Source organism: Stagnihabitans lacustris (genome assembly GCF_025950525.1).
Taxonomy (GTDB): Bacteria; Pseudomonadota; Alphaproteobacteria; order Rhodobacterales; family Rhodobacteraceae; genus Stagnihabitans.
In genome coordinates, this window is the sequence record NZ_JAPDGS010000002.1 from 680697 (window position 1) to 705896 (window position 25200).

The following is a 25200-nucleotide window of genomic DNA, read 5'->3' on the forward strand; positions in this document are numbered from 1 at the left end:
GATGGCGGGCGCGGGAGAGGACGAGGTTTTCTCCCGCGCGACCCATCGCGAGGCCACCCATGCCCCACGCCGTGCCTATCTGGCGGAATATGTCCGCAAAGGTGGGGTCGGGGCCGAGATCGGGGTGTTTTGGGCGCATTTTTCCGAAGTGATCCTGCGGGAATTCGCGCCCTCCAAGTTCTACTTGGTGGACCCCTATCACCGCCTGCATGGCGAGACCTACCCCGCCTGGGGCCCCTACACCAACCGGGGGCGTCTGACGGTGGCGGAAACGCTGGAAGCCGCGAAAGCGGTCGTGGCCAGCGCCCCGGATGTGGTCGAACTGCGCGAGCAATTCGGGACCGAGTTCCTGGAGAGCCTGGCGCCCGAAACTCTGGACTGGGTCTATCTGGACGCGGGCCACAAATACGAGATGGTCAGGGACGACCTTGCTGCGATCCTGCCCCGGCTGAAGCCCGATGGCGTCATCCTGGGAGACGATTACTTCGCCGATCCGAACTCCACCCATGGCGGTGTGAAACGGGCGGTGGATGAATTCGCCAAGGCGCAGGGGTTCGAAAAGATCGTCGGGAAATACTGTCAATACGTCTTGCGCCGGCCCTCGGCCCAGACGGCATGAATGGAGCAAGAAGATGCAAGTCGACATCGTCACCCCCGAGCGCCGTCTGCTCTCGATGGCCGCCACCGAAGTCCAGATCCCCGGCGCTGAAGGCGATCTGACGGCGATGGAGGGTCACTCGACCGCCATGGTGGGCCTGCGCCCGGGCATCCTGCGCGCCAATGGGGCGGGTGGGTCCAAGGCCTATGTCGTGACCGGCGGCTTTGCCGAGATCAACGCGACCTCGGTCACCGTGCTGGCCGAACAGGCCATCCCGGTCGAAGAGGCGACCCCCGCCGTGATGGACAAGCTTCTGGCCGATATGTCCGAGGCTGCCGCGATCAACCCGAACCGCGACGACGCCGACAAGGCCTTTGCCGACCTCGCCGCCGTCAAGGCCGCCCTGGCCGGTCACTAAGCCGCTTTTGGGGCCCTCTGCTGCGCAGGGGGCCTTTTTCTATCTTGACCTTTTGTTAACGAACTTTTCGGATATCTTCGCGTAAAGAGTGAGCGGAAGATGAAGCGTATTACCTCCGGGAAGATCGGCATAGCGCAGGGCAGCAAGATCCTGTTTTCGGATTTTGCCGATGGCGGCCCGATGTGGACCGGCCAAGGAGAGCGGGAAAGCCGCCACTCCATCACCTTCAAAGAAAGCTTTCACCTGGCGCCTGCCGTCATGGTTGGCCTGGCGATGTGGGATATCGACCACAAAAGCACCTCGCGCGGGGATCTGACGGCCGAGAACGTCACCCGCAAGGGCTTTGACATCGTCTTCCGCACCTGGGGCGACACCCGCGTCGCCCGCATCCGCGCCGACTGGACGGCGATTGGCGCGATCCGCGACGATGACGACTGGGAGATCGACTGAGGGGGCAAAGCCCGGGCTACGTGGCGGCTGACGGGGTTTGACCTTCGAAGATCAAAGGGGACTGGTCCCAAGAAAAAGCCCAAGGCGGGTGCCCCGGGCTGTCGTCGATCGCTCTGCTGCAGCTTGCGTAGCCCGGGGTATACCCCGGGGCGCGTTCAGCGGTTATACATGCCTTCGTAGATCGGCCCCAAGGTCTCGGTTTCAAAGAGCGAGGACACCGAAGTCCCGTTCCAGATGTTCAGGATGGCTTGGGCGAACATCGGGGCGGTCGGCACGATGCGGATGTTGGCGCAGGACTTCACCGCCTCGGTCGGTTCGATGGAATCGGTGATCACCAGCGATTTCATCACCGATTTGGACACGCGTTCAACCGCTGGGCCCGACAGGACGCCGTGGGTGATATAGGAATGGACCTCGGTCGCGCCGTTCTCGATCAGGACCTCGGCCGCCTTGCACAGCGTGCCGGCCGTATCGCAAATGTCATCGACGATGATGCATTTCTTGCCCTCGACATTGCCGATAACCGTCATGCCCGCAATCTCGCCGGCCTTTTCGCGGCGCTTGTCGACGATGGCCAGGGGCGCGCCGATCCGTTTGGCCAGTTCCCGCGCGCGGGCCACGCCGCCGACGTCGGGGGAAATCACCATCAGGTCATGCATCTGGCCCTTGAAGTGGTGTTCGATGTCCAGGGCAAAGACCGGCGAGGCGTAAAGGTTGTCCACCGGGATGTCGAAAAAGCCCTGAATCTGCGCCGCGTGCAGGTCCAGCGTCAGGACGCGGTCGATGCCGGCTTCGGTGATCAGGTTGGCCACCAATTTCGCGCTGATGGGCGTGCGGGCCTTGGCGCGGCGGTCTTGGCGGGCATAGCCGAAATAGGGGATGACCGCCGTGATCCGATCCGCGCTGGACCGGCGCAGCGCGTCGGCCATGATCAACAGCTCCATCAGGTTGTCATTGGCCGGGTTCGACGTCGGCTGGATGATATACATATCCTCGCCGCGGACATTCTCGAAGACCTCGACGAAGATTTCCTGGTCGTTGAAGCGCTCGATCCGCGCATCCACCAGGTTCACCGACATGCCACGATGCATGGACATCCGGCGGGCGATGGATTTGGCAAGCGACAGATTGGCATTGCCAGAGATCAGCTTCGGTTCGGTCATGGCGGGCATTCGGGTTCTTTCCACAGGGCCAGAGTGGGGATTCGCAGCGTTGACACCGCTTAGCAACCTTCTAACGTCTTGGCCATGGATGTGACCGCTAACGAAAGACCGAAAGATGCCGCAGATCGAATACTTTCTGGCCCTGCAGTCGCCCTATGTCTATTTGGCAGGCCGCCGCCCCTGGGAGATCGCGGCCCGGCACGGGTTTGACCTGGTGCTGAAGCCGGTCGATGTGGCGCAGCTGTTCCCCCGGACCGGCGGCAAGGTGCGCGACGAACGCCACCCCTCGCGCAATGCCTATGCCGCGCAGGACCGGGCGCGGCAGGCGCGGAAGCTGGGCCTGGCCTTTGACCCGGCGCCGATGTTTCGCGCGGCCAATCCGGCGCCCGCCGCCTATGCGCTGATCGCGGCGCAAAAGGCGGGGGGAGGCGACCTGGCCGCCTATGTTCAGGCGATCAGCCGGGCGGTCTGGGCCGAGGGGCGGGATTTCTCGGATGACGCGGTCATCGGGGCGGCGCTGGCGCAGGCGGGCTATGACCCCAAAGTGGCCGACCGCGGGATGCTGATGGCCGCCGAGACCTATGCCGGAAATCTGGAGGAGGCTGTGTCGCGCGGGGTTTTCGGCGTGCCGTTTTTCGTTGTAGGGGAAGAGAAGTTTTGGGGTCAGGACCGGCTGGAGGATTTGGACCTATGGATATCGGGCAAGCTGTAGCACCGCATCGGGTCTGGCATTCGGAGGCCCGGGCCTGTGTCATGATGCTGCATTGCTCTTTGGCGCATGCCGGGGCCTGGTCGGCTTTGGCCGATCACCTGGGCGGGCGTCAGTTGATCGCGCCGGATCAGGCCGGCCATGGCCGCCAGCCCGCCTGGGACGGGGTCAGGGATCTGCATGACCAGACCTGTCACGACGCCCTGGACCTTGCGCCGGAGCGGTTCGACCTGGTCGGCCATTCCTTTGGCGCCACGGTCGCCCTGCGCATCGCGCTGCGCCATCCGGGGCGGGTGCGCAGCCTGACGCTGATCGAGCCGCCCTTGTTCGCGGCGGCCCGTGCGGCAGGCGATGCGCGCTATGCCCTGTTTCACGCCCGCCATCGCCGGATCGAGCAACTGATCCACGAAGGCCAAAGCCAGGCCGCGCTAGAGGCCTTCCATGCCGATTGGGGCAATGGCGCCGACCTGGCCGATCTGCCCTTGCGGGTGGTGGATTACATGCGCGACCGGATTCACCTGATCACGGCGCAATCGGCTGTGCTGATGGAGGATGCGGCGGGGCTTTTGGTCCCCGGCGGGCTGGAGAGCCTGACGATGCCGGTGATGCTGATGGAGGGCGCGATGAGCCCGCCCATCGTCGGCGCCATCCACGACGCGCTGGCGGCCCGCCTGCCGGGCGCGCGCCGCGTGGCGGTGGTGGGGGCGGGGCATATGCTGCCGATCTCTCATGCGGCCGAAGTGGCCCGGGCGCTGCGGCCGATCCTGGGGCTGTAAGCGCGGACTGGGTTTCACGCCCTGGGTGGTTTTGGCGGACGCCCCGGGAGGGTTTCACACCCTCCCGGACCCACCCGTGGAGTATTTGAGCCAGTATGAAAGGGAAAGAACGGCGCGAAAGGGCGGGCGGGGCTTTTCCCTTTGGCCAGACTTGGCCGTTTGGTCGTATCAGGCACGCTCTGCGCAGAGCAGCGCAGCCTGGGGCCACGGGAGGCGGATGTTACGGCACAAGGGCCGCGATCAGCGCCTCGACATCCGCGGGCGTGGTCGACCAACTGGACACGAAGCGGGCGGATTCGCGCGGGCCATCCTGCATGGCGTAATACTGCGCGCCGCGGGCGGCCGCGCGGGCGTTGGTGCCGGGGGCCAGCCAGGGGAACAGCATATTGGCCGGCGCGGGGTGCATCAGGCTGGCGCCCGGGACGCGGGCAAGGCCTTGGGCAAGGTTTTGGCCCATGGCATTGGCGTGGCGCGCCAGGGTCAACCACAGGTCGCCGTCCAGATAGGCCTCGAATTGCGCCGACAGGAAGCGGTGCTTGGAAAACAGGTGGCCGGCGCGTTTGCGGCGCAGCTCCAGCTCCCAGGCGCGGGCGGGGTCGAACAGAACCACGGCCTCGACCCCCATGCAGCCGTTCTTGGTGCCGCCAAAGGACAGGACGTCGATCCCCGCCTGCCAGGTCATTTGCGCCGGCGTGGCGCCGGTCGCCACCAGCGCATTGGCAAAGCGCGCGCCATCCAGGTGGCAGGGCAGGCCTTGCCTGTGGGCCAGCGCGGTCAGGGTGGCGATTTCGGCGGGCGTATAGACAGTGCCGGCCTCGGTCACATTGGTCAGCGACAGGCAGCCGCGCTGGACGCCGTGGACGCCCGAGGCCCCGACCTGGGCCAAGGCGGCCGACAGGGTTTCGGGCGTGATCTTGCCATGGGCGCCGGGAACCGGGATCAGCTTGGCGCCCGCGGTATAGAACTCGGGCGCGCCACATTCATCCACCGCGATATGGGCGGCCTCATGGGCAAAGATGGCCGACCACGGTGGCGCGATCAGGGCCAATGACAGGGCATTGGCGGCGGTGCCGGTGGCGACCAGGTGAACCTCGGCGTCGGGGGCCTCGAAGACCTCGCGGATGCGAGTGCGGACCCGGGCCATGATGTCATCGGCGCCATAGCTTTTCGCATAGCCCGCATTGGCGCGGGTCATCGCGGCCATGATCTGCGGCGCGACGCCGGATGTGTTGTCCGAGGCAAAGAACATCCTACAGCCCCTCTTCGATGATGTAATCTTCCCAGTCGTCCTCTGGCACCGCCAGTTCGGAGATCACCCAGCCGCGCACCGATTGCCCGGCCCTGTGCGGGCTTTCGGGGTCGCCGGTCAGCAGGGGATGCCAGTCGGGCAGGGGCTTGCCCTCATGGCGCAGGCGATAGGCGCAGGTCTGCGGCATCCAATAGGCGACCTTCTTCAGGCTGCCGGGCGACAGGCGCACACATTCCGGCACGAAATGATGGCGGTTGTTGTAGTCCACACAGCGGCAGGACTGCGCATCCAGCAGTTTGCAAGACACCCGGGTGAAGGCCACTTCCCCGGTATCCTCGTATTCCAGCTTGTTCAGGCAGCATTTTCCACAGCCGTCACACAGCGCCTCCCATTCCTCGGAGTTCAGCTTGGTCAGGGGCAGGGTCCAGAATTCGTCGCGCTTGGTCATGGTTGCAGTTTGGCGCTCCCGGCCCGGAAAGGAAAGCCCGCGGCTTTCATACTTGCACAAATACTCACGGGGCTTCTCAAGAGGCGCGCGGGTCGGGGGGCGCGCGGGTCGGGGGGGCGCGCCTTCTGTTTCGCCACGGGTTCGGGAAACAAGTGGCATGAGCCCCCGGCTAGGACAGGATCGCCCGCGCCCGGTCGCAATCCGCCGCCATCTGGTCCAACAGCCCCTGCAGCCCGTCGAACTTCATCTCGGGGCGCAGGTAGTCGACCAGGGCCACCGACAGATGCTGGCCATAAAGATCGCCGGTGAAGTCGAAAAGGAAGGTCTCCAGGTTCGGCACCGTGCCGCCAAACTGCGGCCGCACGCCAAGCGAGGCCGCGCCGATATGCGCGCCCGCCTGCGGCCCGGTCAGGATATCGACCTTGACCGCATAGACCCCCAGCTTGGGCAAATGCAGCCCCTGCACCGACATGTTTGCCGTCGGATAGCCCAGTTGCCGCCCGCGCTTTTCACCATGCACCACCTCGCCCTCGATGCGGTGCCAATGGCCCAGCATGTCGGCGGCATCGCGGGGGCGGCCCTCTGCCAGAGCCACGCGAATGGCCGTCGACGAGACCTCGACCCCGCCGCGCGCCACAAGCGGCGCGATGGTGACGGCGATGCCCTGCGCCTCGGCCAGACGTTTCAGGTCCTGCGCCTCGCCCGTGCGGCCCTTGCCAAAGCGGAAATCGGCGCCGACCACGACATGCGCCACCCCCAGCCCGCCCAGGACCTGAGCCACGAAGACCTGCGGGTCCATGCCGGCCATCTCGGCGGTGAAGGGCAGTTCAAACAGCTCCTGGATGCCCAGGCGGGCCAGACGGTTGGCGCGGGCCTCGGCGTTCATCAGGCGAAAGGGGGCGGCCTCGGGGGCGAAGACCTGGCGGGGATGGGGTTCGAAGGTGACGATGCCAAGCTGCCCGCGGCTGGACGCCGGGGGGCGCCGCGCCAGGTCGATCACCGATTGGTGGCCGATATGCAGCCCGTCGAAATTGCCCATGGCGACCGAGGCGCCGCGCGCCGTGTCAGGAATATCGGTCCAGCCGTGATGAATACGCATCTTGCCCCTTGCGGGGGCCTCCCCGCGCTTCAGTCCAGTTTGGCCGAGGGCGCCATCACCAGCGCCTCGCCTTTCACCACAACGGTATTGCCCACCGCGCAGTGGGTTTCAAGGGTCACACGCCGCCGCGCATGGTCGATGGCCGTCACTTTCACCGTGGCGGTCAGATCGTCGCCCGGACGGACCGGCGCCAGAAACCGCAGGCTTTGCCCCAGATAGACCGTGCCATGGCCGGGAAGGTCCTCGCCGATCACGGCCGAGATCAGGCTTGCGGTCAGCATGCCATGGGCAATCCGGCCCTGGAACATTGTGGCCTGGGCATAGGCCTCGTCTAGATGGACCGGGTTATGGTCGGTCGACACCTCGGCAAACAGCGCGATATCGCGGTCGGTGATGCGTTTCGTGCGCGAAGAGTTCATGCCGACCTCGATGTCCTCGATGCAGACGGTCCGTGGCGCGTGGTTGTCCAGCATGATTCCCTCCCCTTTGCAGGGGAGAGGTTAGGGATGCTGCGGCGCGGCGTCAAGGTGCTTGCGCAAGAATGATGCTTTGTGGCGGTAAGTCTGGTAATTTTGTTACCGAAGCGTCGGGATGGCATGGGTCGCGGGCAGGGCCTCGCGGTCCAGAAAGGCCCGGACCTTGGCGGGGTCGGGGGCATCCGCGGGGCCGAACTCATGGGCGGAAATGCCGCCGGTGACATACAAAGTGTCCAGCCCTTCGGCGACGCCGCCCTTGATATCGGTCCAAAGCCCGTCGCCGATGCACAGGATGCGCGGGTCCTGAAGCCCCAGGTGCCGCCGCGCCAGGTCATAGATCGGCGGATGGGGCTTGCCGAAATAGAGCGCCGCGCCGCCCAGCTTTTCATATTCCGCCGCCAGCGCACCGGCGCACCACAGCCTTTTGTCGCCGTAATCCACAATGATATCGGGATTGGCGCACAGCATGGTCAGCCCGGCATTGCGCGCCTGCGCCAGTTGCAACCGGTAATCCTCGGGCGTCTCGGTCAGGTCCAGGGCGAGGCCGGTGCAAAGCAGCACCTCGGCCTCTGGGATGGCTGTGCGGGTGATCTGGACGGCGCGCAGGTCTTGCGGAAGGTCGGTGAAGAAGCTTTCGTCCTTGTCGGCGCCGATAAAGCCGACACGGGTTCCATAGGCGCCGGAAAACAGCGCATATTGCGTGGCATCCCCCGAGGTGACGATCAGGTCCCAGGCGTCGCGGGGCACGCCCATGCGGTCCAGCTGCGCCGCCACGGCGCCACGCGGGCGCGGCGCATTGGTCATCAGGACGACGCGGCCGCCCTGCGCCCGGAACCCCTGCAGCGCCGCCACCGCCCCGGGGAAGGGCGTATAGCCGTTGTGCAGGCACCCCCAAAGATCGCAAAAGACCGCGTCATAATCCTGCGCGATGTCGGACAGCGAAGAGATGAAAGCGGTCATGGAGGCCCCCGGAATGGAAAAACCGGGACAGGCCCGGCGGATAAGCCGCCGGGTCAAACCCGGCGGAGCCTTGGTCTTGTGGTCAGGTTACAGCTTCAGCGCGGGGATGATCTGCTTCTTGCGGCTCATGACGCCGGGCAGGACGACCGTATCCCCGGTGACTTTCACGCCAAAGGACGCTTCGGCCATCTGTTTCACCAAGTCGTTCGGGACCAGAAGCGTCGCCTCTTCCCGGATGATATCGACGACAAACAGCAGGACCTGATCCGCGCCGTCCTCTTTCGCCACGCCAACCATCGACGCCATCAGGCTGGCCTTGCGGTCCAGAACGATCTTGGGCGCGGTGGTTTCCAGGACCGAAACCCGCAGTTCCTTGCCCGCGACATTGTATTCCTTGGAGTCCATGCGCAGCAATTCGGCATCCGAAAAGGCCGAGACATCGGACTTGGCCTCGAACATGGCGGTGGCCAGTTCGGGGATCGAAACGCCCAGATCGGCGGCCAGCTTTTCGGCCACGGCCTTGTCATGGGCGGTGGTGGTGGGGCTGCGGAACTCCAGCGTGTCGGAGAGGATGCAAGACAGCATGGCGCCCTTGACCCCACGCGGCGCGCGGGCCAGGTCATCGCCCATCAGGTCATGCATGATCGTGGCGGTGCAGGCCAGCGGGCGGATGGTGATGTCGATGGGCGACTTGGTCTTCAGCCCGCCGACCAGCATGTGGTGGTCGATGATCGCCTGAAGCTTGGACTCGTTGATCGAGGGCGGCAGTTCGGCCGGGTTGTTCGTATCGACCACGACCACGTGATCGTCCGCCGTCACATCGGCGATGATCTCGGGCTTGGCCAGGTCCCAGTGTTTCAGCACGAAAAGCGCCTCGGTGTTGGGTTCCCCAAGCAGGCAGGCCTTGGCGGGCGTGCCCTTCACTTCGGACAGATACCAGGCCCAGGCGATGGGCGAGCCGGTGGAATCGGTGTCGGGGGATTTGTGGCCGAAGACCTTGATCGACATGGGATGCCTCTTTGGATGCGGAATTTTGCCCGGCTTATAGGCGGGAAAGCCGGGATTGTCACGGGGCCCGGCCGTATTGCCGCCCGATGTGCCAAAAGACCGCAACCATGACGACCAGGCCGCCCAGGATCGTGGCCAGGCCCGGCGTCTCGCCAAAGACCAGCCAGACCCAGACCGGGGCAATCGGGGCCTCCAAGGCGCCCAGAAGGGCTGTCTGGATCGGAGGGATCTTGGCCGACCCCATCAGGAACAGCGCAAATCCCAGGGTCGAGTTGAAAATCCCGAACCCCGCCAGAAGCCAAAGCTGATCCGGGCCGGGCATGGCGCCGGCAAAGGGCAGGGCAAAGGCCACGGAAAACACCGCCGAGGTGATGCCGGCGGGCAGGGTCGGGATGTCGGGGTGTTTGCGCGCAATGACCATCATCAGCGCCATTCCCAGGGTCATGACAACGGCCAGCGTGTCGCCCACAAGGTTGCCATCGCCGCCAAGGCCCACCATCAGCACGGCTCCGGCAAAGGCCACAGAGCTTGCGATCACCGCGTCCCTTGTGGGCCTTGCGCCCATCATCACCCAGGCCAGCCCCGCCGTCATGAAGGGCACCGAGGCATAGATGATCGACACATGGGCAATAGACGACATCCGCAGCGCGCCGATATAGGCATACATCCCCAAGCCCGAAATCGCCGCATAGGCCCAGCCCGCGCGCCCCAGCCTGCCAAAGTCGCGCAGGCCCTTGACCCCGTCGCGCCAAAGCAGGACCGCCAAAAGGCCAGCGGTGCCAAAGACCCCACGCCAGACCAGGGTGGTGAACAGGTCCTCGGTGATGGCGCGGGTGAACAGCCCCGCCGTGCTCCAGGACAGGGTGGACACTGCGATCAGGATCAACCCCAGGCGGTGGTCGCTTAGGGTGTTGGCCATGCGTCCCCCGGGGTCCATTGGGTGACAGTCCAGCCCCGCGCGGCCAACAGGTTCAGCACGCCCTTTTCGCCGCCCAGGTGCAAGGCGCCGAAGGCCGCCACATGGGGACCCTGGGCCGCCTCCAGCACCGGTATCCAGGCGGCGTTGCGGCCGTCCAAGAGGGCCGCGAACATCACCTCCATCTGGCGGTCGACCTCGGCGGGGTCCATGCCAAGGCGGATCGCCTCGGCCCGGGTGAAGGCCAGGTAAAGCTGGCTCTCGCCACGGAAATAGGCCTCGGTCAGGGTCACGGCCATGTCCTCGGCCTGGGGTTCGGCCATCAGGGCCTGGCGGATCATTTCCAGCTGATCCGCGGGGGTCAGCGCGGCAAAGACCTTCAGCGCGGTATCGGCGGGCTCCAGCGAGGTGACGGGCAGGTCTTGGGTCGTGGCCAGCGTGGTCAGGCGGCGGTCCAGCCCGCGTTCCACCGTGGCCGGCATGAGACAGGCGGGGGCCTCCAGCATCGCGGCAACGACCCAGGGCCGCATCTTCAGCGCCGCCGGTGCCGGTGTCCCGCGTGAGGCGAGGGCCTTGGCCAGGCGTGCCCAATCCGCCTCGCCCAACTGGTCGCGCAACGAGGGGCCGGATTGATCGAAGACCGTATCGGGATTGCCCGCGATCTGCGCCTTCAACGCCGCCTCGTCCTTTGGGGAAAGCTCGACGAAAAGGCCGGTAGCGGCCTGCAGCGCCGGGGCCAGCGCCTCGGCCAGGGGGCCAAAGCGCGGATCGTCCAGGTGATAGGTGCCGATCAGCAGAAGGTGCGCGTCCCCCCGTCGGGCCTGCCACAGGTTCCCCTTGGCAAAGGGGACATCAGGGGCCAGGTCCGCGCGGGCCTGGGGCGGCAGGGCGGCGATCAGGTCCTGGCCCTGGCATTGGGCAAGGCCGGGCAGGGACAGGGCCAGCAAAAGGCCAAAGGCGTGCAAAAGGGTTTTCATGGGCCGGACCTTGGCACGCGGGAAGGGGCCGCGCCAAGCCATTCCCCGCCGAAGCCGGGCCGCAAAGGGGCCCGTCATGAGAATTTCGCAAAGCCGGGTGTTGACAGGCGCCGTGACTGTGCCTAACTCCAGCCTCGTTAGCACTCGCGCTGCATGAGTGCTAAACCCTGTAGAACCTGGATACCCAAGGGAGATACCCAGATGGCTTTTCAACCGCTTCATGACCGCGTCCTGGTCAAGCGCATCCAGTCCGAAGACAAGACCAAGGGCGGGCTGATCATCCCCGAAACCGCCAAGGAAAAGCCCTCCGAAGGCGAAGTGATCTCGACCGGCGCCGGCGCGCGCAAGGACAATGGCGAGCTGATCGCACCGGCCGTCAAGGCTGGCGACAAGATCCTGTTCGGCAAGTGGTCGGGCACCGAAGTCACGCTGAATGGCGAAGAACTGCTGATCATGAAGGAAAGCGACATCATGGGGATCATCTCCTGATGACCCTCGGGGCATGGCTTGCCGTGCCCCCGCGATGACACGAGCGGCGGGGTGAACCCCGCCCTACGCTTTCAACCTCACATCTAACTGGAGTCTGTAACATGGCTGCTAAAGACGTTCGTTTCAACACCGATGCCCGTGACCGTATCCTGCGTGGCGTCAATGTCCTGGCCGATGCGGTCAAGGTCACCTTGGGCCCGAAAGGCCGCAATGTCGTCATCGACAAATCCTTTGGTGCGCCCCGCATCACTAAGGACGGCGTGACCGTTGCCAAGGAAATCGAACTGGCTGACAAGTTCGAAAACATGGGCGCGCAGATGGTGAAGGAAGTCGCTTCCCGCACCAATGACGAGGCCGGCGACGGCACCACCACCGCCACCGTTCTGGCCCAAGCCATCGTCAAAGAGGGCATGAAGGCCGTTGCCGCCGGCATGAACCCGATGGACCTGAAGCGCGGCATCGACCTCGCCACCGCCAATGTCGTCGCAGCGATCAAGGCCGCCTCGCGTCCCGTCAAGGACTCGGACGAAGTCGCCCAAGTCGGAACGATCTCGGCCAATGGCGAAGCTCAGATCGGTCGTTTCATCGCTGACGCGATGCAGCGCGTGGGCAACGAGGGTGTCATCACCGTCGAAGAGAACAAGGGCCTGGAAACCGAAGTCGAAGTCGTCGAAGGCATGCAGTTCGACCGCGGCTATCTGTCGCCCTATTTCGTCACCAACCCCGACAAGATGACGGTCGAGCTGGAAGACGTCTATATCCTGCTGCACGAGAAGAAGCTCTCGTCGCTGCAGCCGATGGTTCCGCTGCTGGAATCGGTGATCCAGTCGCAGCGCCCGCTGCTGATCATCTCGGAAGACGTCGAAGGCGAAGCGCTGGCGACCCTGGTCGTCAACAAGCTGCGCGGCGGGTTGAAGATCGCGGCCGTCAAGGCTCCGGGCTTTGGCGATCGTCGCAAGGCCATGCTGCAGGACATCGCGATCCTGACCGGCGGCCAAGTCATCTCGGATGACCTGGGCATGAAGCTGGAAGCCGTGACCCTGGACATGCTGGGCCGCGCCAAGAAGGTTTCGATCACCAAGGACAACACCACCGTCGTCGACGGCGCCGGTGTGAAGGCCGAAATCGAAGCCCGTGTCGCTCAGATCCGCAACCAGATCGAAGAGACGACCTCGGACTACGACAAGGAAAAGCTGCAAGAGCGCGTGGCCAAGCTGGCTGGCGGCGTTGCGGTGATCCGCGTTGGCGGCATGACCGAAATCGAAGTCAAAGAGCGCAAGGACCGCGTTGATGACGCCCTGAACGCGACCCGTGCGGCCGTGCAAGAAGGCATCGTTGTCGGCGGTGGCGTGGCTTTGGTGCAGGCTGGCAAGGGCCTTGCCGATCTGAAGGGCGCGAACAGCGACCAACAGAACGGCATCGCGATTGTGCGCCGCGCGCTGGAAGCTCCGCTGCGTCAGATCGCTGAAAACGCTGGCGTCGATGGCGCTGTCGTGGCTGGCAAGATCCGTGAGTCGTCGGACCCGACCTTTGGCTTCAACGCGCAGACCGAAGAATATGGCGACATGTTCAAGTTCGGCGTGATCGACCCCGCGAAAGTGACCCGGACCGCGTTGGAAGATGCGGCCTCGATCGCCTCGCTGCTGATCACCACCGAAGCCATGATCGCGGACCGTCCGGAACCCAAGTCGGCTCCGGCTGGCGGCGGCATGGGCGGAATGGGCGGCATGGACGGGATGATGTAATCATCCCGGACTTCGGTCCAAAGTTTGGGGGTGCACCGCAAGGTGCGCCCCTTTTCGTTGGACGTGTCCGTTAAATCGAGCGCCTGACGGCGCGAGCCTTTGCCTCGCCTCTGGCCTGCGGCCAACCGGCTTCAGGGTCTGGCGGACAGGTGCCGACCAACGCCGTCAGGCGTGTTTCGCGAGCCGGCTTTCCAGCACCTCGAAGGGCAGGCCGGGTTCATCCTTGGCGCAGCGGATGACGAGGCTGGTCTTCACATTGGCCACGTTCTCGGCCTTCAGCAGCTCTTCGGTCAGGAAGTTCTGGAAGGTCGACAGGTCGGGCGAGACGCATTTCAGGATGAAGTCGATCTCGCCGTTCAGCATGTGACATTCGCGGACCAGGGGCCAGGCGCGGCAGCGGGCCTCAAACGTCGACAGGTCGGCCTCGGCCTGCGAGTTCAGGCGCACCATGGCAAAGACTGCGACTTCAAACCCCAATTCGCGGGCGTTGATGTCGGCGTGATAGCCGGTGATATAGCCCTCTTCCTCCAGCGTGCGGACGCGGCGCAGGCAGGGCGGGGCGGAGATGCCCACCCGGGAGGCCAGCTCGACGTTGGTCATCCGTCCATCGGCCTGCAACTCGGACAGGATCTTGCGGTCGATCGGGTCCAGCTTGAATACGGGCATTGGGGTCTCCTTTGGCGGTGGCTTACGCCAGAGCGCCCTTCTGCGCAATAATCTTGCACGAAAGCGCAAGAAAAATTCGTGCAGGCCCCGGGAGAGGCCCGGGCGGATTGCCGCAATGCAAGGCGGCCTGCCGCTTTGCGCCCTTTCCCCTTGCGGGTCTTTTGCCTATATCCCTTGGCCAAAGATGGAGAGACATATGACCGAGACGCGTCACACCAAGGTTCTGATCATCGGCTCTGGTCCGGCCGGCTATACGGCGGCGGTCTATTCGGCCCGCGCCATGCTGGAGCCCCTCTTGATCCAGGGCCTGCAGCCGGGCGGTCAACTGACCATCACGTCCGAGGTCGAGAACTGGCCGGGCGAAAGCCACATCATGGGCCCGGATCTGATGGTCAAGATGGAGGAGCACGCCAAGGCCATGGGGGCCGAGGTGATCTCGGACTACATCACCAGCCTTGATTTGCAGGTCCGGCCCTTTGTGGCCAAGGCCGACTCTGGCATGACCTATACCGCGGATGCGGTGATCCTGGCCACGGGGGCGCAGGCCAAGTGGCTGGGCCTGCCGTCGGAACAGAAGTTCAAGGGGTTTGGCGTCAGTGCCTGCGCGACCTGCGACGGGTTCTTTTACCGTGGCAAAGAGATCGTCGTGATCGGCGGCGGCAATACCGCGGTCGAGGAGGCTTTGTTCCTGACGAACTTCGCGTCCAAGGTGACTTTGGTCCATCGCCGTGACAGCTTGCGCGCCGAAAAGATCATGCAGGACCGCTTGTTCAAACATCCCAAAGTTTCCGTCGTCTGGGACTCGGAAGTCACCGAGGTTCTGGGCACCGAAGCCCCCCTGGGCGTCACCGGCGTGCGCACGCGCAACCTGAAGACCGGGGCCGAGGCCGTCATCCCCTGTGCGGGGTTCTTCGTGGCCATCGGCCATGCGCCGGCCAGCGAGTTGGTCAAGGATCAACTGCCGCTGCACAACGGCGGCTATGTCGAGGTCGAGCCCGGCACGACTCGCACCGCGATTCCCGGTGTCTTTGCCGCCGGAGACCTGACCGACCATGTCTATCGTCAGGCTGTGACCTCGGCCGGCATGGGCTGCATGGCGGCGCTGGATGCCGAGCGCTTTATCGCCGCGCAGGGGTGAGCCGTTCCACGGCCCGCGGGTTTTCGCGGAAATCGGGCCAAGATCTGCGGTTTCCGCAGCATTTTGGCCCTTTTTAAGCCGAAAATTAGGGGTTTGCTTGATTAATCCCCGGCGCGGGGTCAAAAGCCCTGTGCCGTTCAGCATCTTGATGAGAGAACCATGACCAAAGCCAACCTTGCGCCGATCCCCGAACTTTTCGTTTCCGCCGACGAGGCGCAGCGCCTGAAGATCGCGGCCGGAGAGATGCCGTCCTGGGATCTGACCGCGCGCCAGGCCTGTGATCTGGAGCTGTTGATGAACGGCGGCTTTCATCCGCTGAAAGGGTTCAACACCCAGGCCGATTACGACAATGTGGTCGAAAACCTGCGTCTGGCCGATGGGACGCTGTGGCCCATGCCGATCACGCTGGACGTGTCCGAGAAGTTTGCCGATGCGGTGGCGCCGGGCACCGAAATCGCCCTGCGCGACGCCGAGGGCGTGATCCTGGCCGTGATGACCGTGTCGGACAAATGGGTCCCGAACAAGAAGCTTGAGGCCGAAAAGGTCTTTGGCTATGGCGCCGATGATTTGGCCCATCCGGCGATCAACTACCTGCACAATGTGGCGGGTCCGGTCTATCTGGGCGGCCCTGTGCGGGGTCTGCAGGCGCCGGTGCATTACGACTTCAAGTCGCGGCGCGACAGCCCGAACGAATTGCGCGCCTATTTCCGCAAGCTGGGTTGGGAAAAGGTCGTGGCTTTCCAGACCCGCAACCCCCTGCACCGCGCGCACCAGGAGCTGACCTTCCGCGCCGCGCGCGAGGCTCAGGCCAACCTGTTGATCCATCCGGTCGTCGGCATGACCAAGCCGGGCGACGTCGACCACTTTACCCGCGTCCGCTGCTATGAGGCGGTGTTGGACAAGTATCCGCAATCGACCACTACGATGAGCCTGTTGAACCTGGCGATGCGCATGGCGGGGCCCCGCGAGGCGGTCTGGCATGGCCTGATCCGCAAGAACCACGGCTGCACCCATTTCATTGTCGGCCGCGACCATGCCGGCCCGGGCAAGAACAGCCAGGGCAAGGATTTCTACGGCCCCTATGACGCGCAGACCCTGTTCCAGGAGCATGAGGCGGAAATCGGCGTGAAGATGGTCGATTTCAAGCACATGGTCTATGTGCAGGAACGCGATCAATATTATCCCGCCAACGAGGTCCCCGAGGGCTGCACGGTGCTGGATATCTCGGGCACCGAACTGCGCCGCCGCCTGCGTGAGGGCGTGGATATCCCGGCCTGGTTCTCTTTCCCCGAGGTGGTTCGCCAATTGCGCCGCACCTCTCCGGCGCGCGACAAGCAGGGCTTTACGGTCTTCTTCACCGGGCTTTCGGGGTCGGGCAAATCGACGATTGCCAATGCGCTGATGGTCAAGCTGATGGAAATGGGCGGCCGTCCCGTAACTTTGTTGGACGGCGATGTGGTGCGCAAGCATCTGTCGTCGGAACTGGGGTTCAGCAAGGAACACCGCGACATCAACATCCGCCGCATCGGCTATGTGGCGTCGGAAATCACCAAGAACGGCGGCGTGGCGATCTGTGCGCCGATTGCGCCCTATACCGCGACGCGGCGCGCCGTGCGCGAGATGATCGAGGCTTACGGCGCCTTCGTCGAGGTCCATGTGGCGACCCCGATCGAGGAATGTGAAAAGCGCGACCGCAAGGGCCTGTATAAGCTGGCCCGCGAAGGCAAGATCAAAGAATTCACCGGGATCTCCGACCCCTACGAGGCGCCGACCCAGGCCGAAATCGTCGTCGATACGACCGGCGTCGATGTCGATCACTGCGCCCATCAGGTGATCTTGAAGCTGGAAAGCTTGGGGTTGATCAAGGGCTAAGGCCTTCGACACAACAAAGAGGCCGCCCACGCCGGGGCGGCCTTTGCTATTTCCGGGCTTTGTCATTTCAGGGCTCTGGCGCCGCTGCGTAGCCCGGGGCATGCCCCGGGGCTGGCTTAGTGGACGCTCATCGGCGCCATGTCGTGTTGGCGGGCCAGCGCAAAGGCCAGGGCGCGGTCGGCCACCAGGGCCAGACGCTCTCCGCTGGCCTTGTGGACCGAATAGATCGTGGTCAAGCCCAAGACCTGCTCTTGCAGGTTGTCGGGCAGGTCGGCCACCGCCACGGGGCGGACATAGACGATGCCGCCCTGGGTCTGAAGTCCGGGAAGTTTGTGATCCATCAAGGCCTCCTATTTGCGTCCGATGCGAATGGTCTGCACCACGGTTTCTGGCGCATGACGCCGCAAATCCAGGTGCAAGAGTCCGTGTTCCAGATTGGCCCCCGCCACTTCGACCCCATCCGCAAGGACAAAGCTGCGTTGAAAGGCCCGGGCGGCAATGCCACGATGCAAATAAACCCGATCCCCGCCGTCCTCGGCCTGGCGGCCCCGGATCACCAATTGGCGGTCCTCGACAGTGATTTGCAGGTCTTCATCCCGGAACCCCGCCACCGCCAGGGTGATGCGGTAAGTGTTGTCCGAGGTCGCCTCGATGTTGAAGGGCGGATAGCCCTCGTTTCCGGTTTTGGCGGTGCGTTCGACCAGCCGTTCCAGCTGTTCAAAGCCCAAAAGATAGGGATGGGCGGTAAAGGTCAGTTTCGTCATCGGCGGTGTCCTTGGTCAGCGACATCGGGGTCCCGGGCCCATGCTGGCACCCGGATCAGACAAATATGGGGCGGCACTTCGGCCCGCGCAAGGGTCTGCAACCGTGCAGATTCTTGCCCAAAGTGGCGCGAATCATTGTATACTGTGTTAAGGTCAGAAGGACCTGACGGAAGGCCAAGCCAGATGAACGCCCAGAACACGCTCAGTTTCGAAGAGATGCTGCGGATCAAGCTTGAGGTCATGCGGCGCGAACACCGCGACCTGGACGAGGCGATTGCGGCCCTGGCGATTGCGGGGCGCCCCGATCCGCTGACCCTGCGCCGGTTGAAAAAGCAGAAGCTGGCGCTGAAGGATCATATCGTCAAACTGGAAGACCAGCTGATCCCCGATATCATCGCCTAGGCTGCAACTTGCCCTTTGCCCACATTCCGGCTATCGCGCCATCAAACGGAGGTGCGTGATGCCTGAAATTGCCATCATCATGGGAAGCCAGTCCGACTGGGCCACCATGAAGGAAGCCGCCAAGATCCTGGACGAATTGGCGATCCCCTACGAGGCCAAGATCGTCTCGGCCCATCGCACGCCGGACCGGCTGTGGTCATTCGGCAAGACGGCGGTCGAACGCGGCCTCAAGGTGATCATCGCGGGCGCGGGCGGGGCGGCGCATCTGCCCGGCATGATGGCCTCGAAGACCCGGGTCCCGGTGATCGGCGTGCCGGTCCAGACCAAGGCGCTTTCGGGTGTCGACAGCCTTTATTCCATCCTGCAGATGCCCAAGGGCTTTCCGGTCGCCACAATGGCCATCGGCAGCGCAGGGGCGGCCAATGCGGGCCTGATGGCGGCGGGCATCCTCGCCATCAGCGATCCCGCGATTGCCGCCCGTCTGGACGCCTGGCGCGCCGCGCTTTCGGCCTCCATCCCCGAGGAGCCTTCCGATGACTGACCCGCAAACCCTTGGTATCCTAGGCGGCGGGCAACTGGGTCGCATGCTGTCGGTCGCGGCCTCGCGCCTGGGCTATCGCACCCATATCTATGAGCCCGGCGCCAATCCCCCCGCGGGCCATGTCGCCGACCAAGTGACAACCGCGCCCTATGAGGACGAGGCAAGCTTGCGCGCCTTTGCCGCCTCGGTCGATGTGATCACCTATGAGTTTGAAAACGTTCCGACCTCGGCGCTTGACCTCCTGGAAAGCCTGAAGCCCATCCGTCCGAACCGCCGGGCCTTGGCGACCTCTCAGGACCGCATCCTTGAAAAGGACTTCCTGAACGGCATCGGCATCGTGACGGCGCCCTATGCCTCTGTGACCGATGCGGCCAGCCTGCAGGCGGCCCTTGCGACCATCGGCACGCCCGCCATCCTGAAAACCACAAGGCTTGGCTATGATGGCAAGGGCCAGGCCCGCATCATGGAACCCGCACAGGCCCCGGAGGCCTGGGCCTCGATGCAGGGCGCGGTGTCCGTGCTGGAAGGGTTCGTCGCCTTCACCCACGAGGTTTCGGTGATCGCTGCCCGCGGTCTGGATGGATCGGTGGCCTGTTTCGACCCCGGTCAGAATGTCCATGAGGATGGCATCCTGCGCACCACCACGGTGCCCGCCAAGCTGACGCCCGGTCAGCGGTCCGACGCCATCCTGATCGCCGCCCGCATCCTGAACGCGCTGGATTACGTCGGCGTGATGGGGGTCGAACTGTTCGTCACGTCGAAGGGCCTGATCTGCAACGAGATCGCGCCGCGGGTTCACAATTCCGGCCACTGGACACAGAACGGCTGCGCGGTGGATCAGTTCGAACAGCATATCCGCGCGGTCATGGGGCTGCCGCTGGGCGACGGGTCGCGGCACTCGGATGTGGTCATGGAGAACCTGATCGGCGATGACGTGGGCAAGGTCCCCGCGATCCTGACCGAACGCCATGCGGCCTTGCATCTGTATGGCAAGGGCGCCCCGCGTCCCGGCCGCAAGATGGGCCATGTCAACCGGGTGAAGCCCTCGGAGAAGGTGTAGGGCGGGATTGATCCCGCCGCCCCTCAGGCCTTGATAAATTGCGCCCCGCTCAAGCCTTTGGCTTGAGCAGCTGCGCCAAGGCATCGCCCCATTTCAGCCCGGGCACGAAGGCCCCGGTCTGCAGATAGGCCATAACCTGCACGATGACCTCGGGCGAGTTCATCAGGAAGGTATGGCTGACCGGCAGGGTCAGATGGGCGCGCATGCCATCAACCTTGGTCGAGGCGACCGAAACCTTGCCGTCATCCGTCCCCGGGATCAACCGCGACAGCCAGGGGCTGAGCGAGCGGTTGCCGGCAATCACCCCCAAGTCGAAATCCACAGGCGGCAGCGACCGCGGCCCCTCGGGTCCGGTGCCCAGCTCCGCCCCGGCAGGCCCATGGACCCAGCGAAACAGCGCCCAATCCGACAGAGCATCGACGACTTCTGATCCCTGGTTCGGCGGCGCCAGCATGACGACACGGCCCATCTGCGCCGGGCGATGGTCGCGCAGCCACAGCCGCAGCAGGATACCCCCCATCGAATGGGTGACGAAATTCACCTTGGTCCCGGGCGGACAGGCAGCGACCCGGTCGCCCACCATCTCGGCCAATTCGGCCACCGTGGCCGCTGTCGAGGGATAGCTTTCGTTCACCACCTGATAACCCTGCGCCCGCAAGGCGCCGTCCATCAGAAGAAGCGAGGCCTCGGACCGCGCCAGCCCATGCAAGAGCACCACACATTCGCCCAGCACGGGCGCGGGGCCAAGGGCTGCGAGGGCGGCAAGGAACAGGGCAGAAGAGCGGCGCATGGCCCTATGTCGCCCCGTCGGCAGGGCAGAGGCAAGGGGGCAACGACGCCCGGCTTTCCTTTCCGCCGCGTCAAAGGGAATATCCGCCTGCGGAACGGGCGATCTGCAGGCGCGCACAGGTCTTTTGCGGGCCCGCACCCTGGCGCGCTTGCCCGGGGAGGCAAGTTTCGCTATGCATTCTTGGCCGGGGTGTCCCGGTATTCTCAGGGCGGGGTGCAATTCCCCACCGGCGGTGATAGCCCGCGAGCGCCTTCTTCGGAAGGGTCAGCAGATCCGGTGGAACCCCGGGGCCGACGGTATAGTCCGGATGAAAGAGAATGAGTGCCAGGCCCGTTCGCGCGGGCCTGTCTCCTCATGATCTCCCTGGGTCACAGGTGGTCAATGAAAGGAGACAACCATGACTCAGAACGGCACGATTCAGAACGGCATGACTCAGAACCTGCGTGGCGCGGCCTATATGGTGCTGGCGGGCATCTGCTTTGCGGCAGCCAATGCGATCACCTATCACATCACGGCCCCGGGCGATTGGGGCGGCTTGGGCTTCAAGGCGCAGTCTGACACCTTTTGGCAATATCTGATCGCCACGGTCTTTTCGGCGCCCTTCATCCTGCGCCACGGGCTGGAGGGCTTCAAGACTCAGCGGCCGGTGATGCATCTGGTGCGGGTGGTCGTTTCGGCGCTGGGGGTTCAGGCCTTTGTCATGAGCCTGGCGGCGGGAACGCCGATCTGGCAGGTGATCTCGCTGGTGATGACCTCGCCGATCTTCGTGCTGGTGGGCGCGGCGCTGTTCCTGGGCGAGACCGTCAGCGCGCCGCGCTGGATCGCCGCGGGGATCGGCTTGGGCGGGGCGACCATCGTTTCGGGGCTCTGGACCTCGGGGCTGACGGCGGCGATGTTGTATCCGGTCGCGGCGGCGGTGCTGTGGGCGGGGTCGTCCCTGCTGACCAAGGTCCTGACCCGGACGGAAAGCGCGCCGTCGATCACGCTGTGGCTTTTGGTGCTGTTGACGCCGATCAACGCGGGCCTGTCGGTTCATGCCGGGTTCGAACTGCCCTCGGCGCCGATCTGGTTCTGGCTGATCGCGGGCGGCATGGTGATGATGGCGGCGCAATATCTGCTGACTTGGTCCTATGCCGCGGCGGATGCGGCCTTTGTCCAACCCTTCGACGATCTGAAGCTGATCTCGAACATCCTGATCTATGGGCTGGTCTTCGGCTATTGGCCCGAGGGCAATATCTGGATGGGCGTCGTGCTGATCCTGGCGGGCTCGCTTTACCTGTTGTGGAGCGGCTGGAAATCCGAGGGCGCGCAGGCTGTGGCCGCCTAAGGGGGGGCGCTGCCCCCGTCCCTTTGGGACTCCCCCGGAGATATTTGGGTCAGTATGAAAGGGGGTTTGGCTTTCATACTGACCCAAATACTCCCTTGCGACAGAGGCCGTCCGGGACACCGGGCGGCCTCTGGACATTTCGGGGCCGCGGGATAGGGTAAGACATGGCTGTGAAACGCTTTCCACGTCTGGCGGTGCGGGCGCTGATCCTGGAGCGGGATCGGCTTTTGCTGGTCAATGCCTATCCCGGTGGGGTTTCGGACCTGTGGTGCGCGCCCGGCGGCGGGGTAGAGCCGGGGGCGTCCTTGCCCGAGAACCTGGCGCGCGAGCTGCGCGAAGAGACCGGTTTGACCGTCGAGGTCGGCGCGCCGGCTCTGGTCAACGAATTCCACGACCCCGCCACGGGCTTTCACCAGGTCGACATCTTTTTCCGCTGTCGCATCACGGCGGGCGTCATCGACCCGGCCTGGGTCGATCCGGCCGCCGTCGTGACGCAAAGGCGGTTCTTTGCCCGCGCCGACCTGGCCGCCATCCGGTTCAAACCTGACAGCCTGGCCAAGGCCGCCTGGGGCACGGGCTGCCATTACGACCCGCTGGAAGTCATCGTGCCATGAGCCGCGCTTTCGTGAAAGAGGGGGATGGGTCGCTGGAGCCCTTGCCCGATCTGCCGATCTCCTCCCATCCGAACTATGTCACGCGGCGGGGATTGGCGGCTTTGCAGGCGCGGTTGCTTGTGCGGCAAGAGGCGCTGGCCGACTTGAAATCGCGTGCGGATCGACTGGACAAGCTGCCCGAGGCCGCCGCCGAGCGCGACATCCGCTATCTGGAGGCGCGGTTGAAATCGGCCATTCCGGTTGATCCCCCCGCCGATCTGACCGCGGTGGCCTTTGGTCTGCGCGTCCGCGTGGCGGGTCCGCAAGGCACGGCCTGGTATGAGATCACCGGCGAGGACGAGGCCGACCCCGCCCTGGGCCGCATCGCGCCGCAATCGCCCCTGGCCCGCGCCCTGATCGGCGCCGAGTTGGGCGATACGGTACAGTGGCGCAGGCCCTCGGGCGTCGTGACCCTGGACGTTCTGGAGATATCCCATGCCGATCCTGCCGCTTGACCCCCAGGCCGACCGCGCCGCGATCCTTGGCCTTTTGACCGAGGCGCGGGATTACTATCAGCTTTGGCTGGGCCGCGATCCGAATGAAAGCGATGTCGATGATGTCTTGCAAGCCGGTCCTCCGGGCTGCGATCCGGCGGCCTCGCATCGGTTGGGCCTTTGGGGGGAGGGGTTGGAGGGCGTGGCGGAACTCTCTTTCGGCTTTCCCACCGCCCCGGATGCCTATCTGGGGCTGATGATCCTGGCGCCGCGTGCCCGGTCACGGGGCCAAGGCGCGGCGTTCCTGGACCATATTCAGGCCCTTGCCCAGGGCTGTCCGCGGCTTTACTTGGCCGTGCTGGAGGCCAACCCGAGGGGCCGCACCTTCTGGGAGCGCATGGGCTTTCGGCCCACCGGGGTCAACCGCGAGATGCAGGAAAACGGCATCCCCCACCGCGTGCATCGGCTGGTGAAGGATTTGCCAAGAGGGGCGCTATAGCGTCACGCGGATTTCGATCAGGCGCGGCCCGTCCTGGGGCTGGCTTAGCGCCCAATGCAGCACATCGGGGTCTTGGGGAACGCTTGTGAAGGGCAGGTCGCAGGCCGCGGCAAAGGGCTCTAGCCGCAGCGGAGAGGGGTGGCAGCCGATGACCTCGGTATTGGCGCCGCGCATCGCCTCGGCGATCTCGCGGAAGGCGGCGTTGTTCCACACAAGGAAGGTGATGGGCAGGCGTTCATCCACCGCGGTCCGCAGTTCCCCCGGCGAGAATTGCAAGCCGCCATCGCCCACCAGGCAAACGGTTTTCAGGTCGGGCCGCGCCATGGCGGCGCCCACCGCCGCCCCGGGGCCAAAGCCAAGCGCGCCATAGCCGGTGGCCGCGTTGAACCAGCCGCCCGGGCGGTCGTGGTCATAGTAAAGGTTGCCGGCATAGATCGGCTGGGTGCTGTCGCCGATGATCTGACAGCCGGGCAGGGCGGCGCGGATCGCCTCGACCATGTCCAATTGGCCGGGCATGGTGGGGGAAAGCTCTCCCAGCACGGCGCGGGCGCGGTGGCGGGTGTCCTCGGCGCGGGGCGCGCCTTGGGCCGCGTGCGGGGTCAGCAGAGGCAAAAGCGCCGCCATGGTCGCCCCGGCATCCCCCAGCAGGGCCAAGGCGGTCGTCCAGCGGCCCAACTGCGCGCCGTCGCGGTCGATGCGGATCATGGAGGACAGGTCGGGCAAGCCACCGTCCGCATACATGTCATAGTCGGTCTGGCCAAGCTCTGTGCCGATGGCCAGGACCTGATCGGCCCCCGTGATCAGGTCGCGCACCACGGCCAGGCTGGGCGAGGCGGGCACGGTCAGCGGATGGCCATGCATCATGCCACGCGCGTTGGTGGTCTGGATCACCGGGGCGTCAAGCTTTTCGGCCAGGGCTTGCAGCGCGGCTTGCTGGCCACGGGCGCCGCCGCCGACCAGGATCACGGGGCGCGCGGCCCGGTTCAACAGCTCGGCCGCGCGGGCAAGCGCATCGGCCCCCGGCACCGGCTGTTCGGCCAAAGCCGCGGGGGGCGCAAGGGGCGGGCAGGGCAAGGGCATCACATCGGTCGGGACCTCGATATGGACGGGACCCGGGCGGCCGGTGGTCAACAGCGCCCAGGCCCAGTCCAGCACGGGGCCGACATCTTCGGGCGCGGTGATCTGGCGGGTCGGACACAGAGCGCGGACCATGGCGGCCTGATCGGGCAGTTCATGCAGGCGCCCCAGGCCGCGGCCCAGGCTGTCGCGCCGGTTGACGCCAGAGATGACCAAGACCGGCACCGAATCCTGACGGCTTTGCGCCATGGCGGTCAGGGCATTGGTGATCCCCGGCCCGGTGATGACAAAGGCCACGCCGGGTTGACCGCTGGCGCGCGCATAGCCGTCCGCCATGAAGGCGCAGCCTTGTTCGTGGCGCGCCGTCACATGGCGCACCGGGCTTTCCGACAGGCCGCGATACAGTTCGACCGTATGAACCCCGGGGATGCCGAAGACCACCTTGACGCCGCGCGCGGCCAGACCCTCGACCAGACGTTCGCCAACGGTTCTCATG

At 65.1% G+C, this 25200-nt stretch carries 30 protein-coding genes and 1 riboswitch; of the genes, 16 read left to right on the forward strand and 14 right to left on the reverse strand.

Going from position 1 to position 25200, the window contains the following annotated elements:
* The first annotated feature begins 1 nt into the window (after nt 1).
* The 3 genes from NX862_RS07985 (at nt 2) to NX862_RS07995 (ending at nt 1466) form a co-directional block, all read left to right on the forward strand.
* Complete coding sequence (locus NX862_RS07985; RefSeq protein WP_264493357.1) at nt 2-619, forward strand: class I SAM-dependent methyltransferase; 618 nt, start codon at nt 2-4, stop codon at nt 617-619.
* 13 nt (nt 620-632) lie between these two features.
* Nucleotides 633-1016 carry a F0F1 ATP synthase subunit epsilon gene (locus tag NX862_RS07990; RefSeq protein WP_264493358.1) on the forward strand — a complete coding sequence of 128 codons (384 nt, stop codon included), beginning with the start codon at nt 633-635 and terminating at the stop codon, nt 1014-1016.
* Nucleotides 1017-1115: 99 nt separating this feature from the next.
* Entirely contained in the window at nt 1116-1466 is a 351-nt protein-coding gene (locus NX862_RS07995; protein WP_264493359.1) for an H-type lectin domain-containing protein, read from the forward strand.
* Between the two features lie 155 nt (nt 1467-1621).
* Here NX862_RS07995 and NX862_RS08000 read toward each other — a convergent pair whose 3' ends face one another.
* Nucleotides 1622-2638, reverse strand: coding sequence for a ribose-phosphate pyrophosphokinase (locus NX862_RS08000; RefSeq protein ID WP_264493360.1), 1017 nt, complete (start codon nt 2636-2638; stop codon nt 1622-1624).
* 106 nt (nt 2639-2744) lie between these two features.
* On the opposite strand from NX862_RS08000, the gene NX862_RS08005 reads away from it, so the two are divergent.
* Both NX862_RS08005 and NX862_RS08010 read left to right on the forward strand, forming a co-directional pair.
* Entirely contained in the window at nt 2745-3341 is a 597-nt protein-coding gene (locus NX862_RS08005; protein WP_264493361.1) for a 2-hydroxychromene-2-carboxylate isomerase, read from the forward strand.
* On the forward strand, nt 3320-4114 hold the full coding sequence (locus tag NX862_RS08010; protein WP_264493362.1) for an alpha/beta fold hydrolase: 795 nt from the start codon (nt 3320-3322) through the stop codon (nt 4112-4114). Before NX862_RS08005 ends, NX862_RS08010 begins: the two co-directional genes overlap by 22 nt.
* Nucleotides 4115-4334: 220 nt before the next feature.
* Here NX862_RS08010 and NX862_RS08015 read toward each other — a convergent pair whose 3' ends face one another.
* The 8 genes from NX862_RS08015 to NX862_RS08050 all read right to left on the reverse strand — a co-directional run bounded on the left by NX862_RS08015 (nt 4335) and on the right by NX862_RS08050 (nt 11247).
* Nucleotides 4335-5363, reverse strand: a complete 1029-nt coding sequence (locus NX862_RS08015) for a threonine aldolase family protein (protein ID WP_264493363.1) — start codon at nt 5361-5363, stop codon at nt 4335-4337.
* A gap of 1 nt (nt 5364) precedes the next feature.
* On the reverse strand, nt 5365-5811 hold the full coding sequence (locus NX862_RS08020) for a YcgN family cysteine cluster protein (RefSeq protein ID WP_264493364.1): 447 nt from the start codon (nt 5809-5811) through the stop codon (nt 5365-5367).
* A gap of 169 nt (nt 5812-5980) precedes the next feature.
* Nucleotides 5981-6910, reverse strand: a complete 930-nt coding sequence (locus NX862_RS08025; protein ID WP_264493365.1) for a bifunctional riboflavin kinase/FAD synthetase — start codon at nt 6908-6910, stop codon at nt 5981-5983.
* A gap of 29 nt (nt 6911-6939) precedes the next feature.
* Nucleotides 6940-7383 carry a MaoC family dehydratase gene (locus NX862_RS08030; protein ID WP_264493366.1) on the reverse strand — a complete coding sequence of 148 codons (444 nt, stop codon included), beginning with the start codon at nt 7381-7383 and terminating at the stop codon, nt 6940-6942.
* A gap of 102 nt (nt 7384-7485) precedes the next feature.
* Nucleotides 7486-8346, reverse strand: a complete 861-nt coding sequence (locus NX862_RS08035) for a TIGR01459 family HAD-type hydrolase (protein WP_264493367.1) — start codon at nt 8344-8346, stop codon at nt 7486-7488.
* Nucleotides 8347-8433: 87 nt separating this feature from the next.
* The gene (locus NX862_RS08040; protein ID WP_264493368.1) at nt 8434-9354 is read right to left on the reverse strand and encodes a manganese-dependent inorganic pyrophosphatase; all 921 of its coding nucleotides are present in this window, start codon (nt 9352-9354) and stop codon (nt 8434-8436) included.
* 58 nt (nt 9355-9412) lie between these two features.
* Nucleotides 9413-10273, reverse strand: coding sequence for a DMT family transporter (locus NX862_RS08045; protein ID WP_264493369.1), 861 nt, complete (start codon nt 10271-10273; stop codon nt 9413-9415).
* The gene (locus NX862_RS08050; protein ID WP_264493370.1) at nt 10258-11247 is read right to left on the reverse strand and encodes a TraB/GumN family protein; all 990 of its coding nucleotides are present in this window, start codon (nt 11245-11247) and stop codon (nt 10258-10260) included. The genes NX862_RS08045 and NX862_RS08050 overlap by 16 nt, the downstream gene beginning before the upstream one ends.
* Before the next feature lie 201 nt (nt 11248-11448).
* Between NX862_RS08050 and NX862_RS08055 the strand changes: the two genes are divergently transcribed.
* Together NX862_RS08055 and groL are read left to right on the forward strand one after the other, a co-directional pair.
* A complete protein-coding gene (locus NX862_RS08055) occupies nt 11449-11736 on the forward strand; it encodes a co-chaperone GroES (protein ID WP_264493371.1) in 288 nt (95 codons plus the stop codon).
* Between the two features lie 101 nt (nt 11737-11837).
* Nucleotides 11838-13481: a chaperonin GroEL gene (gene groL / locus NX862_RS08060; RefSeq protein WP_264493372.1), complete on the forward strand. Its 1644-nt coding sequence runs from the start codon at nt 11838-11840 to the stop codon at nt 13479-13481.
* A 165-nt stretch (nt 13482-13646) separates the two neighbouring features.
* Here the strand turns inward: groL and NX862_RS08065 are convergent, their stop codons facing one another.
* Nucleotides 13647-14147, reverse strand: a complete 501-nt coding sequence (locus NX862_RS08065) for an Lrp/AsnC family transcriptional regulator (protein ID WP_264493373.1) — start codon at nt 14145-14147, stop codon at nt 13647-13649.
* 196 nt (nt 14148-14343) lie between these two features.
* On the opposite strand from NX862_RS08065, the gene trxB reads away from it, so the two are divergent.
* Nucleotides 14344-15285 (forward strand): thioredoxin-disulfide reductase, encoded by a 942-nt coding sequence (trxB, locus tag NX862_RS08070; RefSeq protein WP_264493374.1) that lies wholly within the window; start codon nt 14344-14346, stop codon nt 15283-15285.
* A 159-nt stretch (nt 15286-15444) separates the two neighbouring features.
* On the forward strand, nt 15445-17157 hold the full coding sequence (locus NX862_RS08075) for a bifunctional sulfate adenylyltransferase/adenylylsulfate kinase (protein ID WP_264493375.1): 1713 nt from the start codon (nt 15445-15447) through the stop codon (nt 17155-17157).
* 116 nt (nt 17158-17273) lie between these two features.
* Here the strand turns inward: NX862_RS08075 and NX862_RS08080 are convergent, their stop codons facing one another.
* Both NX862_RS08080 and NX862_RS08085 read right to left on the reverse strand, forming a co-directional pair.
* Nucleotides 17274-17498 (reverse strand): DUF1150 family protein, encoded by a 225-nt coding sequence (locus tag NX862_RS08080; RefSeq protein WP_264493376.1) that lies wholly within the window; start codon nt 17496-17498, stop codon nt 17274-17276.
* Between the two features lie 9 nt (nt 17499-17507).
* A complete protein-coding gene (locus tag NX862_RS08085; RefSeq protein WP_264493377.1) occupies nt 17508-17921 on the reverse strand; it encodes an Hsp20 family protein in 414 nt (137 codons plus the stop codon).
* Between the two features lie 183 nt (nt 17922-18104).
* On the opposite strand from NX862_RS08085, the gene NX862_RS08090 reads away from it, so the two are divergent.
* From NX862_RS08090 to NX862_RS08100, 3 genes are read left to right on the forward strand one after another with little or no spacing between them, the layout of a single operon-like run.
* On the forward strand, nt 18105-18323 hold the full coding sequence (locus NX862_RS08090) for a YdcH family protein (RefSeq protein ID WP_264493378.1): 219 nt from the start codon (nt 18105-18107) through the stop codon (nt 18321-18323).
* Nucleotides 18324-18381: 58 nt separating this feature from the next.
* Nucleotides 18382-18864, forward strand: a complete 483-nt coding sequence (gene purE / locus NX862_RS08095; protein ID WP_264493379.1) for a 5-(carboxyamino)imidazole ribonucleotide mutase — start codon at nt 18382-18384, stop codon at nt 18862-18864.
* On the forward strand, nt 18857-19924 hold the full coding sequence (locus NX862_RS08100; protein ID WP_264493380.1) for a 5-(carboxyamino)imidazole ribonucleotide synthase: 1068 nt from the start codon (nt 18857-18859) through the stop codon (nt 19922-19924). The genes purE and NX862_RS08100 overlap by 8 nt, the downstream gene beginning before the upstream one ends.
* Before the next feature lie 49 nt (nt 19925-19973).
* Here the strand turns inward: NX862_RS08100 and NX862_RS08105 are convergent, their stop codons facing one another.
* Nucleotides 19974-20714 carry an esterase/lipase family protein gene (locus NX862_RS08105; protein WP_264493381.1) on the reverse strand — a complete coding sequence of 247 codons (741 nt, stop codon included), beginning with the start codon at nt 20712-20714 and terminating at the stop codon, nt 19974-19976.
* A gap of 195 nt (nt 20715-20909) precedes the next feature.
* Nucleotides 20910-21037, forward strand: a riboswitch (FMN riboswitch).
* Between the two features lie 74 nt (nt 21038-21111).
* Here NX862_RS08105 and NX862_RS08110 point away from each other — a divergent pair.
* From NX862_RS08110 to NX862_RS08125, 4 genes are all read left to right on the forward strand, one after another.
* Nucleotides 21112-22041 carry a DMT family transporter gene (locus tag NX862_RS08110; protein WP_264493382.1) on the forward strand — a complete coding sequence of 310 codons (930 nt, stop codon included), beginning with the start codon at nt 21112-21114 and terminating at the stop codon, nt 22039-22041.
* A gap of 164 nt (nt 22042-22205) precedes the next feature.
* Nucleotides 22206-22655 (forward strand): NUDIX domain-containing protein, encoded by a 450-nt coding sequence (locus tag NX862_RS08115; RefSeq protein WP_264493383.1) that lies wholly within the window; start codon nt 22206-22208, stop codon nt 22653-22655.
* Nucleotides 22652-23149 (forward strand): GreA/GreB family elongation factor, encoded by a 498-nt coding sequence (locus NX862_RS08120; protein WP_264493384.1) that lies wholly within the window; start codon nt 22652-22654, stop codon nt 23147-23149. The genes NX862_RS08115 and NX862_RS08120 overlap by 4 nt, the downstream gene beginning before the upstream one ends.
* Nucleotides 23130-23627 carry a GNAT family N-acetyltransferase gene (locus tag NX862_RS08125; RefSeq protein ID WP_264493385.1) on the forward strand — a complete coding sequence of 166 codons (498 nt, stop codon included), beginning with the start codon at nt 23130-23132 and terminating at the stop codon, nt 23625-23627. Before NX862_RS08120 ends, NX862_RS08125 begins: the two co-directional genes overlap by 20 nt.
* On the opposite strand, the gene NX862_RS08130 is transcribed toward NX862_RS08125, so the two are convergent.
* The gene (locus NX862_RS08130) at nt 23622-25199 is read right to left on the reverse strand and encodes a 5-guanidino-2-oxopentanoate decarboxylase (RefSeq protein ID WP_264493386.1); all 1578 of its coding nucleotides are present in this window, start codon (nt 25197-25199) and stop codon (nt 23622-23624) included. The two genes, NX862_RS08125 and NX862_RS08130, sit on opposite strands and share 6 nt — an antisense overlap.
* Nucleotide 25200 lies beyond the last annotated feature (1 nt).

What these genes read in the sequence shown, in the direction of transcription:
- NX862_RS07985 (WP_264493357.1), top strand. Translation starts at nt 2, where the DNA reads ATGGCGGGCGCGGGAGAGGACGAGGTTTTCTCCCGCGCGACCCATCGC.
- NX862_RS07990 (WP_264493358.1), top strand. Translation starts at nt 633, where the DNA reads ATGCAAGTCGACATCGTCACCCCCGAGCGCCGTCTGCTCTCGATGGCC.
- NX862_RS07995 (WP_264493359.1), top strand. Translation starts at nt 1,116, where the DNA reads ATGAAGCGTATTACCTCCGGGAAGATCGGCATAGCGCAGGGCAGCAAG.
- NX862_RS08000 (WP_264493360.1), bottom strand. Translation starts at nt 2,638, where the DNA reads ATGCCCGCCATGACCGAACCGAAGCTGATCTCTGGCAATGCCAATCTG.
- NX862_RS08005 (WP_264493361.1), top strand. Translation starts at nt 2,745, where the DNA reads ATGCCGCAGATCGAATACTTTCTGGCCCTGCAGTCGCCCTATGTCTAT.
- NX862_RS08010 (WP_264493362.1), top strand. Translation starts at nt 3,320, where the DNA reads ATGGATATCGGGCAAGCTGTAGCACCGCATCGGGTCTGGCATTCGGAG.
- NX862_RS08015 (WP_264493363.1), bottom strand. Translation starts at nt 5,363, where the DNA reads ATGTTCTTTGCCTCGGACAACACATCCGGCGTCGCGCCGCAGATCATG.
- NX862_RS08020 (WP_264493364.1), bottom strand. Translation starts at nt 5,811, where the DNA reads ATGACCAAGCGCGACGAATTCTGGACCCTGCCCCTGACCAAGCTGAAC.
- NX862_RS08025 (WP_264493365.1), bottom strand. Translation starts at nt 6,910, where the DNA reads ATGCGTATTCATCACGGCTGGACCGATATTCCTGACACGGCGCGCGGC.
- NX862_RS08030 (WP_264493366.1), bottom strand. Translation starts at nt 7,383, where the DNA reads ATGCTGGACAACCACGCGCCACGGACCGTCTGCATCGAGGACATCGAG.
- NX862_RS08035 (WP_264493367.1), bottom strand. Translation starts at nt 8,346, where the DNA reads ATGACCGCTTTCATCTCTTCGCTGTCCGACATCGCGCAGGATTATGAC.
- NX862_RS08040 (WP_264493368.1), bottom strand. Translation starts at nt 9,354, where the DNA reads ATGTCGATCAAGGTCTTCGGCCACAAATCCCCCGACACCGATTCCACC.
- NX862_RS08045 (WP_264493369.1), bottom strand. Translation starts at nt 10,273, where the DNA reads ATGGCCAACACCCTAAGCGACCACCGCCTGGGGTTGATCCTGATCGCA.
- NX862_RS08050 (WP_264493370.1), bottom strand. Translation starts at nt 11,247, where the DNA reads ATGAAAACCCTTTTGCACGCCTTTGGCCTTTTGCTGGCCCTGTCCCTG.
- NX862_RS08055 (WP_264493371.1), top strand. Translation starts at nt 11,449, where the DNA reads ATGGCTTTTCAACCGCTTCATGACCGCGTCCTGGTCAAGCGCATCCAG.
- groL (WP_264493372.1), top strand. Translation starts at nt 11,838, where the DNA reads ATGGCTGCTAAAGACGTTCGTTTCAACACCGATGCCCGTGACCGTATC.
- NX862_RS08065 (WP_264493373.1), bottom strand. Translation starts at nt 14,147, where the DNA reads ATGCCCGTATTCAAGCTGGACCCGATCGACCGCAAGATCCTGTCCGAG.
- trxB (WP_264493374.1), top strand. Translation starts at nt 14,344, where the DNA reads ATGACCGAGACGCGTCACACCAAGGTTCTGATCATCGGCTCTGGTCCG.
- NX862_RS08075 (WP_264493375.1), top strand. Translation starts at nt 15,445, where the DNA reads ATGACCAAAGCCAACCTTGCGCCGATCCCCGAACTTTTCGTTTCCGCC.
- NX862_RS08080 (WP_264493376.1), bottom strand. Translation starts at nt 17,498, where the DNA reads ATGGATCACAAACTTCCCGGACTTCAGACCCAGGGCGGCATCGTCTAT.
- NX862_RS08085 (WP_264493377.1), bottom strand. Translation starts at nt 17,921, where the DNA reads ATGACGAAACTGACCTTTACCGCCCATCCCTATCTTTTGGGCTTTGAA.
- NX862_RS08090 (WP_264493378.1), top strand. Translation starts at nt 18,105, where the DNA reads ATGAACGCCCAGAACACGCTCAGTTTCGAAGAGATGCTGCGGATCAAG.
- purE (WP_264493379.1), top strand. Translation starts at nt 18,382, where the DNA reads ATGCCTGAAATTGCCATCATCATGGGAAGCCAGTCCGACTGGGCCACC.
- NX862_RS08100 (WP_264493380.1), top strand. Translation starts at nt 18,857, where the DNA reads ATGACTGACCCGCAAACCCTTGGTATCCTAGGCGGCGGGCAACTGGGT.
- NX862_RS08105 (WP_264493381.1), bottom strand. Translation starts at nt 20,714, where the DNA reads ATGCGCCGCTCTTCTGCCCTGTTCCTTGCCGCCCTCGCAGCCCTTGGC.
- NX862_RS08110 (WP_264493382.1), top strand. Translation starts at nt 21,112, where the DNA reads ATGACTCAGAACGGCACGATTCAGAACGGCATGACTCAGAACCTGCGT.
- NX862_RS08115 (WP_264493383.1), top strand. Translation starts at nt 22,206, where the DNA reads ATGGCTGTGAAACGCTTTCCACGTCTGGCGGTGCGGGCGCTGATCCTG.
- NX862_RS08120 (WP_264493384.1), top strand. Translation starts at nt 22,652, where the DNA reads ATGAGCCGCGCTTTCGTGAAAGAGGGGGATGGGTCGCTGGAGCCCTTG.
- NX862_RS08125 (WP_264493385.1), top strand. Translation starts at nt 23,130, where the DNA reads ATGCCGATCCTGCCGCTTGACCCCCAGGCCGACCGCGCCGCGATCCTT.
- NX862_RS08130 (WP_264493386.1), bottom strand. Translation starts at nt 25,199, where the DNA reads ATGAGAACCGTTGGCGAACGTCTGGTCGAGGGTCTGGCCGCGCGCGGC.